Here is a 16268-nt window from a genome sequence, read left to right as displayed (position 1 = left end):
AAAGTCAAGCGATTGTTTTCGCTTTTCTTTCGGCGCTGGCTTCACAAGGAAGCGAGCTCATCAGTTCGGCGTGTTCCGCCGTGCTGGTAGGGGCGGATTATAGGGAGCCACGCCGTGATGACAAGGGCTTTTTCACCGAGAAGAACCGTTCGCTCAGATATGCAGCAAAGCGGTTCTATTTCGTTCGCGTCACAACCATTTCGGGCTGTCATTGGATTTAAATTGAACATTTGAAAAGCCACTTTATAATTGGCTTTTCAAATGTTCAATTAAGGTTTCATTCATGCACCAGATTCTGGATAGCCGCAAAGAGGAGAGAATCGTTCCTCTGTTCCGCCTCGGGTTTCGGCCTTTCTTCCTGTTCGGCGCCTTGTTCTCGGCTTTGGCAATGCTGGGCTGGCTGGGGCAGCTCAACGGCTGGTTTGCTCTGCCCCGGATTGCCAACCCCATCTGGTGGCATGCACATGAAATGCTGTTCGGCTTTGGTGCCGCCATAGTGGCGGGTTTTCTGCTTACCGCCGTCCAGAACTGGACCGCTCACCCAGGTGTACGCGGTTGGCCGCTGGCACTGGTCGTGGGATTGTGGGCCATCCCGAGAGGCCTGCTCCCCTGGTTTGGAGAAAGCAATGTCACTCTGATGGTCATGGACCTGGCCTGGTTGCCCCTCTGTACGTGGTTCCTCGCCAGACCCATCATAGTGACGCGCCAGTGGCGCAATCTCTTTTTTGTTCCCCTGCTTCTCGTGTTCACCCTGCTCAATACCGCTTGCTGGCGGTGGCATGCCGAATGGCCATTGGTAGAACATATCCTGCTTGCAACCGTGCTCCTCTTCACGACCCTGATTGCCGTCATGGGAGGACGTGTCATTCCCTTCTTTACCGCCAGAGCCACTGGGGCGGAAAAAGCACTCCCACTGCCGTGGCTGGAGCGCATTGCCCTCGCGTCTCTGTGGCTCATCCTGCTGCTCTGGTTAGTACTCCCGACCCAGTGGGTCATCGGAATTCAGATGTTCCCTCTATATATAGTGGCGGCAGGGGCTCACCTCTACAGGCAGCTGCGCTGGCGACCCGGAATCACGGTGGCCCACCCCCTACTGTGGTCGCTTCACCTGGCCTACCTCTTTATCCCACTGGGGCTGACCGCCCTGGCGGCACGCACGGCTGGCTGGCCGATAGCCTTGTCACTGGCCAGCCATCTGTTCAGCGCGGGCAGCATGGGGGCCATGATCCTCGGGATGATAGCCCGTGTATCCCTCGGACACAGTGGCAGAGCCCTGCAGATAGGACGCAGGATCACGGCGGCATTTGCACTGGTCATCCTGTCCGCACTGTTGCGGGTCTTGCTCCCCCTCTTTTGGCCAGACCTCACCCTCACGGGATGGAACCTCAGCGGATGGAGCTGGGTTGCCGCCTACGGTCTCTTTGTCTGGGTCTATACCCCCATACTGACCAGTCCCAGAGCGGATGGCCGCCCCGGCTAATCATCGCGTGGCCATGGACGGATAGTGGATCAGATTGTGGAAGATGGCGGGAGCGACCCCAAGATTGCGATAGCCATGGGGACGGTCCGCTGCAAACCGGACTGCCTCACCCTGATCGAGGGAACGCCACGCTCCGTCAACCAGTACCTCCATCACACCGCTGATGACGATGACATGTTCGGTCACTCCGGGTTCATGGGGTTCTGACTCCCGCTGGTATCCAGGTAGCAGGGTCAGTTCGAACAACTCGAAACCAAAGCGGGCCTCATAAGGGAAAAGCGGGGCAACCTGCATCCCCTCTCCCGCCGGCTGCTGTCGAATATCATCGGCAATACGGTATACCGTCTCTCCCTGTGCCGCTGGTGTCGGCTCAATGAAACTGGAGAAAGAGACCCGAAAACCGGTGGCAATCTTCCACAATGTTGCCACCGTCGGACTGGATTCACCTCGCTCGATCTGTCCCAGCATGGCCTTGCTCACCCCCGTTTCACGGGCAGCCATATCCAGGCTCCATCCTCTTTCAGTGCGCAGCCCTTTCAATCGCTGGGCCAGATAGCGACTCATCTCCTGCATCTGTTCTCCGATTTCTTCGAGCCATATTGTGCGCCATAACGCACAGCGTTATAGTCCAAACCACATTGTACGCAATAGCGCACAAGCTATCAGCATCCACAAGGAAGTTTCCCATGCCCCTAGCCCTCCCCCACATGGTCGCGGGACTCATCGCCGTATTGGTGGGTTACACGAGTTCTGTCGTCTTGATCATCCAGGCCGCCACGGCCGCCGGTGCCGATGCAGCCCAGGTCTCTTCCTGGCTATGGACACTGGGTATCGGCATGGGGGTCAGCTGCATCGGCCTCTCCCTTTATTACCGGGTGCCTGTCTTGACGGCCTGGTCCACCCCGGGTGCCGCCCTGCTCATCACCAGCCTGGGGAACTTCAGTCTGGCTGAAGCCATCGGCGCCTTCATCATCTCTTCACTGCTGATCACCCTCTGCGGTATCAGCGGCTGGTTCGACAGGCTGATGCGTCACATTCCCGCCCCACTGGCGGCCGCCATGCTGGCCGGAGTCTTGCTCAGGTTCGGGCTGGATCTCTTCAAGGTGGCACCGCAAGATCCTTTGCTGCTTGGCACCTTGCTACTGGCTTTCTTGCTGGGTCGCCACCTCTGGCCCCGCTACACCATGGTGCTGGTCCTGGCTGCCGGCATGCTGCTCTGCACCCTGAGGGGCGAGCTGCAACTCAACGAGGTTTACTGGCAACTTTCCACCCCGGTCTGGGTCTCGCCAGCCTTTTCCATCGACGCCCTGCTCGGCATCGCACTCCCGCTCTTTCTCGTTACCATGACCTCGCAAAACATGCCGGGCATTGCCATCCTGCGCGCCCACGGCTATCAACCGGCCACTTCTTCCTTGATTGGCTGGACCGGATTCATCGGCGTGCTGCTGGCACCGTTTGGCGGCTATGCCTTCAACCTGGCCGCCATCACAGCCGCCATCTGCATGGGCAAGGAAGTGGATCACGATGTCACTCGACGCTGGCCTGCTGCCGTGTGGGCTGGATGTTTCTACCTGCTCACAGGCTGTTTCGGTGCCACCGTGGTTGCCCTGTTCAGCGCATTCCCTGCGGTGCTGGTCACCTGCGTGGCCGGGCTGGCGCTGCTCGGCACCATAGGCAGCAGCTTGCACAGCGCCTTGCAGCAGGACGAGGAGCGGGAAGCCGCGCTACTGACTTTCCTCGTGACTGCCTCGGGGATCACCCTGCTCGGGGTCGGGTCTGCCTGCTGGGGATTGCTGATCGGAGTGACATTGCATCAAGTCAACCGGCTCCGTGCCTGACCTGACCATCTGGGGAGACTCCAGTGAGACGCAGCACATAATCCTGAGAAGAGCGTTCACATATGAACCTTATTCCTTTCTAGTGACAAAACGGCGCAGATCCTTCCCGACAAACGCCGTTGTCAGACTCAATACTGGAGAACGAAGATGAGGAATCAGGCTGTCATTTTGTTACTGGCACTGCTGGGCGCCACCACGACCCAGGCTGCCGACACCGATCGGGAGCTGGCACGCCAGCTCGCGCTGCAGCAGAAGAACCTGCTGCCACTCCTGAACAATCAGGAATACCAGAGTCCACTGCCCAACCTGCTGCCAAAGGCCAGCCCGCGTCTGAAACGCCAGGCTCGGGATGCCAACCAGGCGGCCATCCGTCGGCAAGGACTGGATGGCGAGGTCAGGGAGCTGATGCAACTGCGGCTGGCCAATCCGGATCAGGCGGATGCACTGCAACAAGGGGTTGAGCCACTGGTTGCCTACATACCAAGTGGTGACGAAAAGAGCTGGAGCGCCATCGAGGCGTTCGACAGCGCCGGCAGCCCGATCTATCTCGATGTGAACCAGCCGCCGGCGCGGCCGGTACTGGTGGTGGAGGCCGATCCGGTCAAAGCCAAGAATGCCGGCCTGAAGGTGATGCGAAAGGCGCTGGCTGCCGCCGACATGCAGGTGACGCCCCGTGCCACCAGCAACACCACCCCCCTCAAGACCAGCATTCTCAAGAAGATCAGGCTCAACGATGATCAGGAGCCCTGGCTGCTGGGCGCCGCCGAGGTCTATGCCGTCGTGGCCGGGGTCAATCCTGGCAGGGACGAGCCCGTGGTAGATATCGTCGACATGCCCTATCTCGACTACAACAACACCGACTACACCCCCAACCAGATCCTGGTCTATTGGGATCGCTACCGCTGGGGAGCCGTCGACGTGGTCATGATGGAGCAGGATGACAACGTCAATTACAAGGAGCTGAGTGCCCTCCTGATTGACGCACTCAAACTCGGCTTCACTGCGGGCGGCGTACCCGAGGCCCTGCCCTTCCTCGACCTCGGCGGTCGTATTGTCAAGGCACTTCCGGACTCCTGGATGACCAACAACGACGACTACCTCGACACCTTCTATACCCTGGAGCAGGACCAGAGCTATCACCAGTATCCCGGTGCCGCCGGCAATGCAGTCATCGATCTCGAGCCCAGGGAGATCCAGCCAACCCGGCCCTGACTGTCGCTCAAAACAAAAAGCCAATGAGAAGACTCATTGGCTTTTCTGTATCAGAGCCGCGGATCAGGCCTGACCTTTCGGCCTCACACCCAGTGTGTGACAGATGGCATAGGTCAGCTCTGAGCGGTTCAGGGTATAGAAGTGGAAATCCTTCACCCCTTCCTGACTCAGCACACGCACCTGGTCGATGGCAATGCTGGCTCCCACCATGTTGCGCGTCATCTGATCGTTTTCCAGCCCTTCGAAACGCTGGTGCATCCAGCGCGGGATCTTCACGTTGGTGAAACCGGCAAACTTGGCCAGGGTCTGGTAGTTGGAGACCGGCAGTATCCCCGGCACGATCTCCGCATCGATACCGATGGCGGCGCAGCGATCCCGAAAACGCAGATAGGTCTCCACATCGAAGAAGAACTGGGTAATAGCCCGGTTGGCACCGGCATCTATCTTGCGCTTGAGGTTGAGCAGGTCGGATTGCGCACTGCGAGCCTCGGGGTGGCCTTCCGGATAGGCGGCGACCGAGATATCGAAATCGGCTTCGGATTTGAGCAGGGCGACCAGGTCGGTGGCATACATGTCAGGCTTGTCGAGACCGGGAGGCAAGTCTCCGCGCAGGGCCACGATATGGCGAATACCGCTGTTCCAGTAGTCACGGGCAATGGTTCGCAGCTCGTCACGGCTGGCGTCGATACAGGTCAGGTGCGGGGCGGCGATGAGGCCGGTACGCTCCTTGATGTCCTTGATCACCTTGTGAGTGCGGTCCCGGGTGCCCGAGTTGGCGCCATAGGTCACAGAGACGAATTTGGGCTCCAGCACCTGCAGGCGCTCGATGGACTGCCAGAGGGTGTTCTCCATCCCTTCGCTGTTGGGCGGGAAAAACTCGAAACTGACCGATATGTCGCCACCCAGATCCGCCAAACTCTGGTTGAGTGCCTCAACCTGACGCGCGCTGTGAAATCCCATCTGCTCTCTCCCTGTCCTGCAACCCATTCCTTCACGCCAAAACGGATGTTTGGACGTCTAAACGTCTTTCTATCTTTATGAGAAAACGGATCAAAGTCAATACCGATTTGTCAGTGGCAAGGGGGATTGCCGATTTTTTTATTTTGCAATTCAACCTAAGTAATGAGCGACCCCATCCCAAAATGCTGTCAGGCACGCTATGATGCGGGCGGATCGTCCTGGACGTTCTGAATCTGCGTGTGATTGTTTGGCCGGGTTTCCCGGCCTTTTTTTAACTTCTTTCCCCGCCTGCCGATAAGCAATTCAAGCGTTTGCAGGAGCCCAATCATGGAAGATCACCCCGGTTTTGCCACCGATCTGCTGTTCGATCGCTATCAGGGCGAGGTGACGGATCATGATGCGTTCTGGACCGTGCGTACCCCGGGCTCTCCAGACTACTACTTCGGCAACTACCTGTTGCTGCCCACTCCCCCAAGCGATCGTGACAAGGGCTGGCTCGAGGCCAGTTTCGACAGGCTGATTGGCTGGGATCCCCGTATCCGCCACCGCACCTTCCAGTGGCCCCTCGCCGCAGGCCAGAACAGCCGGGTCGCCGGGTTCGTGGCGGCGGGATACCAATACATGGAGTGCGTGGTACTGGCGCTGAGAGCAATGGAGTGGCAAGCTCCCACCGGCAGCGACATGGCCCCGGCTCGCCCGTTCACCACGGCGGACTGGGATCAGTGGCTCGCCTTCGAGCTGGCAGAGCGGGATCCAGCCCATTCGGAGGAGCGCTATCTTCCCTATCTCTTGTCACGCCGCCAGCTCTATCAGGCCATGATCGATGACGGGCTCGGACAGTGGTGGGGGTTATGGCACCAGGATCAACTGGTTGCCAGCTGCGGACTCTTCTTCACCGGCCCCCTGGGACGCTTTCAACTGGTGCGCACGCACGCAGAGTGGCGAAACCGGGGGCTCTGTCGTCTGTTGCTGAGCCAGGTCGCACGCCAAGGACTGGCACGGGCCAGTTCGCTCATCATAGTGGCAGACGAGCACTATCACGCCCAGCGGGTCTATCGCGCTCTGGGTTTCGTGCCGGTGGCCCGTATTGGCAGCCTGTGCCGCTTGCCACGGGAATGACAGGTCATCACGCAGATGCAAAACGGGAGGCCAAGGCCTCCCGTTCTTCATGGTGAACCATCAGGGCTGTGCCCCCTCCAGTTCGCTGGCGAGCGCCTCCTCCACTTCGGCAGGAGACGCTGGAGCGACGGCTCCGGACACCGGTGCTGACGGAGGCTGGGTCGCGCTTGCTCCGGAAGGCGCTTGTCCATCCGGCACCACAGGTGCAGCAGGCTCGGTCCCGATGGCACCCGACACAGGGACGGCAGGCACGCTCACCTCACACTGACACTCCTGTCCCTTGCCCTGGTTGCCCTGATGGGGGGCATACCACCCTTTCAACCCCTGTTCCAGGCGATCGGCCGCCGCCTTGGGTGCCACGGTTCCCAGCAATACCTGCTGGCTCACCTCGGCCAGTTCATCCCCGAGCTTGGGAGTGCCGCGGGAGAGGATCTGGGTGGCAACCCGGATGGTGGAATCGCACTGATCCCGCCACTCCATCATCTCTCTGGCCGCCGGATTGGTGGCTTCAAAGAAGTGGTTGGAGAGCGAGAAGAAGCCGGGCAGCGAGTTGGTATAGAGCTCGGCAAACTGGGGAGTGGTCAGCCATTGCAGGAAGGTCATGGCGGCCTCCTTGTTCTTGCTGGCAGGATTCATCCCCATACCGATGTCGGTGTGATCGGTGAAGAAACAGCCATCCCCCTGCTTTGCCACGAGCGGGCGCATGACACCGAAGTCCACCTTGCCGGTGAAGGGGGCGATCTCCCAGGATCCCGCCGCATAGAAGGCAGCCTTGCCCGAGGTGAACAGCTCGTTGGTGGTGGCGTAGTCGCGGCTCTCGCCCCCCTCCCCCAGGTAGTCACGCCAGCGGGCCAGCTCCTCGAACACCTTGACGTATTGCGGGTTGTTGAAGCGCTCCTGGCCCCCGATCAGCGCCAATCGACCATCCTCCCCCTTCCAGTAGTTGGGGCCTATGTTCTGGAAACCGAGCTCGGAGGCAACCCAGCTCTCCGAGCCGCTCACGGCGAGGGGAACATAGCGACCATCCGCCTTCACCTTGTCCAGGGCCGCGAAGAATGCCTCGCGGGTCTGGGGAACCGTCAGCCCCAGCTCACTGAAAATCTTCTTGTTGTAGAAGAAGCCGTGAATCACCGATGCCATGGGTACGCAGAAAGTCTGGGCGCCACTGTCGGTCTGCCAGGGGGATTGGGCAAAGCTCGGGAAGTTCTCCATCCCCGCCATCTCGCTCAGCTCCACCAGATGGCCCGCCTTGAACAGGGCCAGGGAGTCGTCAAACGGGCGGCAGGTGATGAGATCCCCCGCCTTGCCCGCCTTGAGGCTGGCCCAGAGGGTCGGCATGTACTCGACGTTCTGCACCCCGTTGAATTTCACCTGAATACCCGGGTGGGCGGCCTCGAATGCAGGAATGATCTTCTGTTCCCACAAGGCCTTGTCATCTATGCGCCAGCTCTCTATCACCAGCTCGCTGGCCATCAGCTGGCCACACAACAGGAGACTCAGGGCCCCGATCCACTTGTTAGCCATAAGTCCTCCTACACCTTGAAATGGGCGATCAATTGCTGCTGCTTGGCGACCAGATCCGCCAGCACCTCACTGCTGCTGGCCGATTCCCGCGCCTCCCGCTCGGTCTCGTAAGCCACATCCGCAATGCCGGCGACATGACGGGCAACCCCCTGACTCACGGAGATCTGTTCCTGGGCGGCATGAGCCACCTGATCCGCCATCGCCTTGATGGCACTCATCCGCTCGGCAATGGATTGCAACGCCTCGTCCATCACCCGGGTCTGGGCCACGCAATCCTGGGTCTGCTCCTGGCTGCGTGCCATCACGGCCACCACGTGTTTGCTGGAACTTTGCAGGTTCTCGATCATGGCCTGGATCTCCTCGGTCGAGGTCTGGGTCCGGTTCGCCAGTGCCCGCACCTCGTCCGCCACCACCGCGAAGCCGCGACCGGCGTCCCCCGCGCGGGCCGCCTCGATGGCCGCGTTCAGCGCCAGCAGGTTGGTCTGCTCGGCGATGCTGCGGATCACGTCGAGGATACTGCCGATGTTGTCGCTGAATTCTCCCAGCTTGTGGGTGATGCCGACCGCCTCTTCCATGGCTCCCGCCAGTTGTTCGGTGATCTGGCGAGTAGTCGCCACCTGTTTGCGTCCGGCGCGGGCCTCTTCGTCCGCCAGGTCCACCTCACGCTTGGTGCCATCGGTGGAGCGCGCCACCTCGGTCGCACTCACCTCCAGCTCGGTGATGGCGGCAGCCACCTGATCGGTCTGGCTCTTCTGATCCTGCACCCGTGACATGGCCCGCTCGCTTATCTCGGCGGCGCGGCTCGCCTCGTCCACCAGATGGCGCGAGCCGGCATTGATCTGGGCGAGCAGCTCGCCAGTCTTGTCTGCGAGGGTATTGATGGAGCGGGTCAGGCTGCCAAACTCGCAGCGGCTCTGGTAGTCGATGCGCCGGGTCATGTCACCCGTAGCCATGCGATCCAGCTCCCGATCGATGAGTTGCAGCGGACGCTGGATGCTGCGGGCCGTGGTGTAACCGATGAGGAGCGCGGCGGCCGCGGAGATGGCAGACACGATCAGGATCCAGGCGCTGGCGCTGCTGACGGCGTCATCCGCCCCGACCCGGCTCGCGCTGGCAATGCTGCCCGCCGATTTGGCCATCTCGTCCAGCAGCGCCAGGCTGTTGACCAGACTGGTGTCGAGTTGCTGGTTCAGGGACTGCAGCGAGGCCGCCAGTTGCTGGCCATTGCGCATGGTCGCCAGCAACCCTTTCGGGCCGAGGGCCAGCTCCTGCATCCGATCGAGGTTGACGATGAAACGCTGCCTCACGTCATCGGGCACCTGCACCCGTTCGAGCCGTTTGCGTGCCATCTCGATATCCTTGCCGAGCACCTTCTCCAATTCATTGAGATCGGTCTTGGCATCGGCCCGGCGGATGTTTTTCAGATCCCGGGCAATGCCGGAGGTGATGAGTTCGGCCTTGTTGCGCATGGAGCGTTTGCTCGCGGTCTGCTGCAGCAACAGATCGGCGGCCCACTGGTAGGTATCTTCCAGCCGGATGAACGCCAGCTCCAGTTCATGGCGCCGATCGAGTGCGGCCACCCACTGACCGTGCTGGGTCAGCACCTGATCCGCCAACCCGTAGAACTCGCGGGTCGCCCCGTCGACCTGGCGGAACCGCTCGCTCGCCTCGGCCACCCCGTCAAACCGGGCCATCTCCTTGCTCTGGGCCAGGAAACGCTCCTGCTGCGCCTTGAACTGGCTGGCCAGTTGCGGCAACTGGGCCGCCTCCTCGCTGGTTCTGTAGGTGAGCACCCAGCGGTTGCTGTCCTGCAGTGCCCCCTTGAGCCCGGCGACTGCGATCACCAGGGGGGTGGCACGATCAGAAACCTGGGAGAGCCCCTCGTTGATCCCCCGGATCTTCAGAATACTGATGAAGCCGAGCAGAACCAGCAACAACAGCATCAGCACGAAGCCGGCGATGATCCGCTGCACAATAGATAAACCCATGGAGGCATCCTCACTCGTTGGGGAAAGGGGTGAATGCCGAGGTTATCGGCAGCGGGGTGCAATGGAATAGCGGTTCGTGACGCGATGGCGGGCCAGATCACAGTTGGCGTGACATGGCAGGCAGAAAAGGGCCCGAACAGAGCCGGGCCAAAGAGACATGCTTGGTTGTCATGGCCGAGCACCGGCCACGTTTGTCATCAGAAGCGGTAGCCGACGCCGAACATGAAGGCCACCGGATCGATGGAGGTGTTGATGGTGCCCACGGCGGTATGCACATCGGTATCGATGTCGATGAGCCAGGCGGAGGCGTTGACGAACCAGCGGTCATTGATCGCCATGTCCAGGCCCACCTGACCCGCCATCCCCCAGGAGGAGTCCACGCTCACATCCGTCCCGGCCAGGGCACCGCGCCCTTCCTCGTCGAAGAAGGTGGTGTAGTTGATACCGGCCCCCACATAGGGGCGCACCTTGCTGTTGGCATCACCGAAGTAGTACTGCGCCATCAGGGTCGGCGGCAGGTGTTTGACCTTGGCGACCTCACCCAGGCCGGCAGTCGACACCGAGTGGGAGAAGGGGGTCGCGGCCAGCAGCTCGACACCCCAGTTGTCCGTCAACATGTAGGAGAGGGTCAGGCCAAGCTGCATGTTGCTGTCGATCTCCAGCTCGCCCGTCCCCAGCACGTTGTCACTGCTGGTCTGGGGAGAGACGAACGCCAGGCCACCACGGACCAGGATGTCACCGGCCTGATGTGCCATGGCGACGGGGGAAGCAAATGCGGCTGCGATTAACAGAGGAAGGATCTTTTTCATCACATTATTCCTTTTTTGTTTTCTTTCTATGTTGCAAGCCCGAAAACTATAAAAGGATGTGAATGGCCGGTTATTGATTTAGCTCAATAGTTATCAAGAAATAGATAGATGTACACGGCAGCTTTGATTGGACAATCAAACCGCAGATGAAAATAAAAAGTCATTCAAATACATGATGATGCCTTAAATTACTGCATCATCATGAAATGTAAAATACCAATTAAATACACCTTAAGCACCTTCATATCACCTTTCAATTGTTGTTTAATTATGCCACGGGGCGTATTTTATTAATGCGATGTAACCACGCTGTAATTTGAATTTTATGAAGCCACAGACACGCAAAGACAAAATTCTCGGCATTCTTGCCGCCATCTGGGGGATAGGTTCCTTCCTCTTCATTCTGCTGGGTTTCCTGTTCGCCCTCGCCTTCCTGATGCTGACACACTGAGTCTGCCGGACGAGTCCCTCTTTTCTCCCTCTCATCCCTGGCCGGGCGCCAGATCGGCGCACCTCGCCACCGGCCAACAAAAAAGGGGCCCTGGCCCCTTTTTCTCGAGTGACGCTTATTTTTCCAGTAGAGGAGCGAGGAAGCGCGCCGTGTGGGACTCCTTGCAACGGCTCATCTCCTCAGGCGTACCCGTCACCAGAATACGGCCACCACCAGCGCCCCCTTCCGGGCCCAGATCAACGATCCAGTCCGCGGTTTTGATGACGTCCAGGTTGTGCTCGATGATGACGATGGTGTTGCCCCGATCCCGCAGCTGGTGCAGCACCTTGAGCAACTGCTGGATATCGTGGAAGTGCAACCCGGTGGTCGGCTCATCCAGAATATAGAGGGTCTGGCCGGTGTCCCGCTTGGAGAGCTCCCGCGCCAGCTTGACCCGCTGCGCCTCGCCGCCAGAGAGCGTGGTGGCGGACTGACCGAGCCGGATGTAGGAGAGGCCCACGTCCATCAGGGTCTGCAGCTTGCGCGCCACCGCCGGCACCGGATCGAAGAAGGCACGGGCATCTTCCACCGTCATCTCGAGGATTTCGTGGATGTTCTTGCCCTTGTACTTCACCTCCAGGGTCTCGCGGTTGTAGCGCTTGCCCTTGCAGACGTCGCACGGCACGTAGACATCCGGCAGGAAGTGCATCTCCACCTTGATGACCCCGTCCCCCTGGCACGCCTCGCAGCGTCCCCCCTTCACGTTGAAGGAGAAGCGGCCCGGCTGGTAGCCACGGGAACGCGCCTCCTGGGTGCCGGAGAGCAGCTCGCGGATCGGGGTGAACAGGCCGGTGTAGGTGGCCGGGTTGGAGCGCGGGGTGCGGCCGATGGGGCTCTGGTCGATATCCACCACCTTGTCCAGATGCTCCAGCCCCTCGACGCTGCGATAGGGCGCAGGTGTGGACTCGGTGGCCTTGTTGAGCTCGCGGTGGGCGATGCGGAACAGGGTGTCGTTGATCAGGGTCGACTTGCCGGAACCGGAGACGCCGGTGACGCAGGTCATCACGCCGATGGGCAGATCCAGGTTGACGTTGCGCAGGTTGTTGCCGCTCGCCCCTTTCAATTTCAGCCACTTGCCGGTGAGCGGGGTGCGCTCGGCCGGGATGGCGATCTGCTTGCGCCCGGAGAGGTAGTCACCGGTCAGGGACTCGGGGTTCGCGATGATCTCCTCCGGCGTCCCCTGGGCGACGATGGCACCGCCGTGCACGCCAGCCCCCGGGCCGATGTCGAGCACATGGTCGGCGAGGCGAATGGCATCCTCATCGTGCTCCACCACGATCACGGTGTTGCCGAGATCACGCAGGTGAGTCAGGGTCTTGAGCAGCCGCTCGTTGTCCCGCTGATGCAGGCCGATGGAAGGCTCGTCCAGCACGTACATGACCCCCACCAGGCCAGCCCCGATCTGGCTGGCCAGCCGGATCCGCTGCGCCTCGCCGCCGGAGAGGGTCTCTGCACTGCGCGACAGGCTCAGATAGTTGAGGCCGACGTTCACCAGGAAGCCGAGCCGCTCGACGATCTCCTTGAGGATCTTGTCCGCTATCTGGGCACGCTGACCGGACAGGTTCAACCCTTCGAAGAAGGCCAGGGCATCGCCGATGGACTGCTCGGCGATAGCCGGCAGGTTGCGATTGTCCACGAAGACGTGGCGGGCTTCTTCCCGCAGTCGGCTGCCACCGCAACTGGTACAGGACTTGTTGGCGATGTATTTGGCCAACTCTTCCCGCACCGCGTTGGATTCGGTCTCCCGGTAGCGGCGCTCCATGTTGTGCAGGATCCCCTCGAACGGGTGCTTGCGCACCACCACGTCGCCGCGGTCATTCATGTAGCGGAACTCGATCTCGGTGCGCCCGGAACCACGCAGGATCACCTCCTGGGTCTTGAGCGGCAGATCCTCCCAGGGGGTCTCCAGGTCGAACTTGTAGTGATCGGCCAGGGATTTGAGCATCTGGAAGTAGTAGAAGCTGCGCTTATCCCAACCACGGATGGCGCCGCCAGCCAGGCTCTGGCCGGGATCATGGATGAGCTTGGCGGGATCGAAATACTGCTGCACCCCGAGACCGTCACAGGTGGGGCAGGCCCCCGCCGGGTTGTTGAAGGAGAAGATCCGGGGCTCCAGCTCCGACATGGAGTAACCGCACTCGGGGCAGGCGAAGTTGGCGGAGAAGGTCATGGGGGCAACCCCATCCTCCCCGTCCATCGGCACCACCAGCACGATGCCGCCGGAGAGAGTCAGCGCTGTTTCGAACGATTCGGCCAGGCGCAGGGCCAGGTCATCGCGCACCTTGAATCTGTCCACCACCACCTCGATGGTGTGCTTCTTGTGCAGCTCCAGCGCGGGAGGATCCGACAGATCGCACACTTCGCCGTCGATGCGGGCGCGGATGTAACCCTGGGCCGCCAGGTTCTCCAGCAGCTTGGTGTGCTCCCCCTTGCGGTTGCGCACCACGGGGGCCAGCAGCATCAGCTTGGCGCCTTCGGGCTGGGCAAGCACCTGATCCACCATCTGGCTGATGGTCTGGGCCGCGAGCGGAATGGCGTGGGTCGGGCAGCGTGGCTCGCCGACCCGGGCGAACAGCAGCCGCAGGTAGTCGTAAATCTCGGTGATGGTGCCAACCGTCGAGCGCGGGTTGTGGGAGGTGGACTTCTGCTCGATGGAGATGGCAGGCGACAGCCCCTCGATATGGTCGACGTCCGGCTTCTCCATCAAGGAGAGGAATTGGCGGGCATAGGCGGAGAGGGACTCCACATAGCGGCGCTGCCCCTCGGCATAGAGGGTATCGAACGCCAGAGAGGATTTGCCCGAACCGGAGAGGCCGGTGACCACGATCAGCTTGTCGCGGGGCAGGGTCAGATTGATGTTCTTGAGGTTGTGGGTGCGGGCACCCCGGATCACGATTTTTTCCATCTTGTTGCGCGCTCGATACGGGAACCAGAGCGGGCCAGTATGGCATAGAGACTACTGGATGAATAGACAGTCTTTCCTTCCGTACCCCTTCCTCAGAGATACTCCTTGGCCCAGCTCACCGCCTGCAACCGGTTCTTGACGTTCAGCTTCTTGAAGACGTTGTAGAGATGGGATTTGACGGTGTGTTCGCTCACGAACAGGCTGTCGGCGATCTCGGTGTTGGAGGCCCCCGTCATCAGGTGACGCACGATCTCCTGCTCGCGGGCGGTCAGCAGCGTCTGCTGACGCTGAGGTTGCCCGCTCCCCTTGCGGTAGTAGTCCACCAGGTCGCACAGCAGGTGGCGCGGGATCCAGTACTCCCCCTGCAACACCTTGCGGATGCCGAAGACCAGCCTGTCCAGCGTGTCCTGACGAAAGAAGAGCCCACTGGTATGGGGCCACATCAGCAGCAGCTCTTTGTTGGTGCTGGTCGGGGCATTGAGCAACACGGCACTGGCCTCGCCAAAGCGCTGGCAGATGGCATTGCTCCAAAGCTCCTGCTGGGTCGACTTGAGGTAGTCCAGATCGATCAGCAGCAAGGTTTTGGGGGCGCCCTCTGCAACGTCTGGCAGGTCATTCAGCTCCCCCACCAGCAAGATGGGCAGACCAAGCTCTTCACTGAGGTGACGCTGGAAACGGGAGGCTTGTGCGTTATTTTCGGTGATCAGCACCAGGAGGGAGTCGGGCGTCATCAAGAGAACTTCCTTGCACATTCGAGTCGGGGCTTTTTGGCAAGGAAGAGTACCAATCCCCCTCCTGGCTGCAGCATTAAAAAAGTATTAGACGCATCGGTGGCTCCTTTGAAGCCCAGCAATTTTCCAGCCAATACAATTGGCTAGCACGCCCCCCCCATTTGGGGGGTCAAGTAGTGCCGGTGCGCACCATAACAGCTCCGCCCTCTTCACGCAGCCTGCCCCAGCCGCCTCCCCTTGCTGGTGACACCTTACCTCGGGTAAGTTACTCAGGCTGTGGCGATCCATTGACGCCACAGTGGCAGGGAAGATGTGCGCTCATGCCCGCCAACTGGTACTATGGCGGCCAAACGCTGCGGCCGATCCATGACGCCTCTGCCGGCAAGCTCCGGCGCAGCCAGGACACTGAAGAGAGATGACACCCAGCCAGGGCGCGCATCTCGTTGCAAACAAACGCATTATTGAATGGGCCCAGGCATCTGGCCTGGCCGGTATACATAAGGGTGGAAGAGAGATTATGGCCAGTCGAGGCATCAACAAAGTCATTCTGATCGGTAACCTGGGGCAAGACCCGGAAGTGCGCTACATGCCGAGCGGCGGTGCCGTGACTAACATCACCCTGGCCACCTCCGATACCTGGCGCGACAAGCAGACCGGTGAGCAGAAAGAGCGCACCGAATGGCACCGTGTCGTCTTCATGGGCAAGCTGGCCGAAGTGGCCGGCGAGTACCTGAAGAAGGGCTCCCAGGTCTATGTGGAAGGCAAACTCCAGACCCGTAAATGGCAGGATCAGAGCGGCCAGGAGCGCTACACCACCGAGGTGCTGGTCGACAGCTTCACCGGTGTGATGCAGATGCTGGGTGGCCGTCCGCAGGGCGGTGGCCAGGGCATGGGCGGCCAGTCATCCCAGGGCAACTGGGGCCAGCCGCAACAGGCTGCACCGCAACAGAACATGCAACGTCCTGCTGCCCCGCAGCAGAACATGCAACCGCAAGGCGGTTACGGCCGTCCGGCCCAGCAGCCACAATCTGCCCCGCCGGTCTACAACGAACCGCCGATGGATTTCGACGACGATATTCCGTTCTGATCCCCTGCGGCAGGCCCTGATTCATCAGGGCCTTTTTTTACCTGTTTCTGACGCATTCACCTCCCCCGACGACCATGTTGCTGCCACTTTCCCCCGCTTTACGTCCCCTTCGTCCAGGCTTGTGG

14 protein-coding genes are annotated in these 16268 nt (G+C 60.7%); 7 read left to right on the top strand and 7 right to left on the bottom strand.

From position 1 onward, the window contains the following. Positions 1 to 221: hypothetical protein (locus tag AB5Y89_RS00335; RefSeq protein WP_368222624.1), on the top strand; the 221-nt coding region annotated here is incomplete at its 5' end. Between the two features lie 62 nt (positions 222 to 283). Continuing rightward, positions 284 to 1480: an NnrS family protein gene (locus AB5Y89_RS00330; protein WP_323951399.1), complete on the top strand. Its 1197-nt coding sequence runs from the start codon at positions 284 to 286 to the stop codon at positions 1478 to 1480. Here AB5Y89_RS00330 and AB5Y89_RS00325 read toward each other — a convergent pair whose 3' ends face one another. Continuing rightward, the gene (locus AB5Y89_RS00325) at positions 1481 to 2053 is read right to left on the bottom strand and encodes a helix-turn-helix domain-containing protein (RefSeq protein WP_368222623.1); all 573 of its coding nucleotides are present in this window, start codon (positions 2051 to 2053) and stop codon (positions 1481 to 1483) included. A 113-nt stretch (positions 2054 to 2166) separates the two neighbouring features. Here AB5Y89_RS00325 and AB5Y89_RS00320 point away from each other — a divergent pair, with 113 nt between their 5' ends. Continuing rightward, positions 2167 to 3318, top strand: coding sequence for a benzoate/H(+) symporter BenE family transporter (locus tag AB5Y89_RS00320; protein ID WP_233462701.1), 1152 nt, complete (start codon positions 2167 to 2169; stop codon positions 3316 to 3318). Between the two features lie 147 nt (positions 3319 to 3465). Continuing rightward, positions 3466 to 4530, top strand: coding sequence for a DUF3103 domain-containing protein (locus AB5Y89_RS00315; protein ID WP_257712272.1), 1065 nt, complete (start codon positions 3466 to 3468; stop codon positions 4528 to 4530). Positions 4531 to 4593: 63 nt separating this feature from the next. On the opposite strand, the gene metF is transcribed toward AB5Y89_RS00315, so the two are convergent. Further along, positions 4594 to 5490: a methylenetetrahydrofolate reductase gene (gene metF / locus AB5Y89_RS00310; RefSeq protein ID WP_010674220.1), complete on the bottom strand. Its 897-nt coding sequence runs from the start codon at positions 5488 to 5490 to the stop codon at positions 4594 to 4596. Positions 5491 to 5817: 327 nt separating this feature from the next. Between metF and AB5Y89_RS00305 the strand changes: the two genes are divergently transcribed. Then, entirely contained in the window at positions 5818 to 6609 is a 792-nt protein-coding gene (locus AB5Y89_RS00305; protein WP_368222622.1) for a GNAT family N-acetyltransferase, read from the top strand. A gap of 60 nt (positions 6610 to 6669) precedes the next feature. Here AB5Y89_RS00305 and AB5Y89_RS00300 read toward each other — a convergent pair whose 3' ends face one another. The 3 genes from AB5Y89_RS00300 to AB5Y89_RS00290 form a co-directional block, all read right to left on the bottom strand. Continuing rightward, positions 6670 to 8133, bottom strand: a complete 1464-nt coding sequence (locus AB5Y89_RS00300; protein ID WP_368222620.1) for an extracellular solute-binding protein — start codon at positions 8131 to 8133, stop codon at positions 6670 to 6672. A gap of 8 nt (positions 8134 to 8141) precedes the next feature. Further along, positions 8142 to 10121 (bottom strand): methyl-accepting chemotaxis protein, encoded by a 1980-nt coding sequence (locus AB5Y89_RS00295; protein WP_039040116.1) that lies wholly within the window; start codon positions 10119 to 10121, stop codon positions 8142 to 8144. 197 nt (positions 10122 to 10318) lie between these two features. After that, positions 10319 to 10930 (bottom strand): OmpW family outer membrane protein, encoded by a 612-nt coding sequence (locus tag AB5Y89_RS00290; RefSeq protein ID WP_010674216.1) that lies wholly within the window; start codon positions 10928 to 10930, stop codon positions 10319 to 10321. A 325-nt stretch (positions 10931 to 11255) separates the two neighbouring features. Between AB5Y89_RS00290 and AB5Y89_RS00285 the strand changes: the two genes are divergently transcribed. After that, a complete protein-coding gene (locus AB5Y89_RS00285; protein ID WP_010674215.1) occupies positions 11256 to 11381 on the top strand; it encodes a hypothetical protein in 126 nt (41 codons plus the stop codon). A 115-nt stretch (positions 11382 to 11496) separates the two neighbouring features. On the opposite strand, the gene uvrA is transcribed toward AB5Y89_RS00285, so the two are convergent. Continuing rightward, entirely contained in the window at positions 11497 to 14325 is a 2829-nt protein-coding gene (gene uvrA / locus AB5Y89_RS00280; RefSeq protein ID WP_124244320.1) for an excinuclease ABC subunit UvrA, read from the bottom strand. Between the two features lie 92 nt (positions 14326 to 14417). Beyond that, positions 14418 to 15056 carry a LuxR C-terminal-related transcriptional regulator gene (locus AB5Y89_RS00275; protein WP_010674213.1) on the bottom strand — a complete coding sequence of 213 codons (639 nt, stop codon included), beginning with the start codon at positions 15054 to 15056 and terminating at the stop codon, positions 14418 to 14420. A 517-nt stretch (positions 15057 to 15573) separates the two neighbouring features. On the opposite strand from AB5Y89_RS00275, the gene AB5Y89_RS00270 reads away from it, so the two are divergent. Beyond that, positions 15574 to 16143, top strand: coding sequence for a single-stranded DNA-binding protein (locus AB5Y89_RS00270; RefSeq protein WP_010674212.1), 570 nt, complete (start codon positions 15574 to 15576; stop codon positions 16141 to 16143). The last annotated feature ends 125 nt before the right edge of the window (positions 16144 to 16268 follow it).

Origin of the sequence: Aeromonas sp. s4 (genome assembly GCF_040907855.1) — a bacterium.
Taxonomy (GTDB): domain Bacteria; phylum Pseudomonadota; class Gammaproteobacteria; order Enterobacterales; family Aeromonadaceae; genus Aeromonas; species Aeromonas caviae.
The sequence above is the reverse complement of the archived record's forward strand: the minus strand, read 5'-3'. Positions and strand labels throughout refer to the sequence as shown.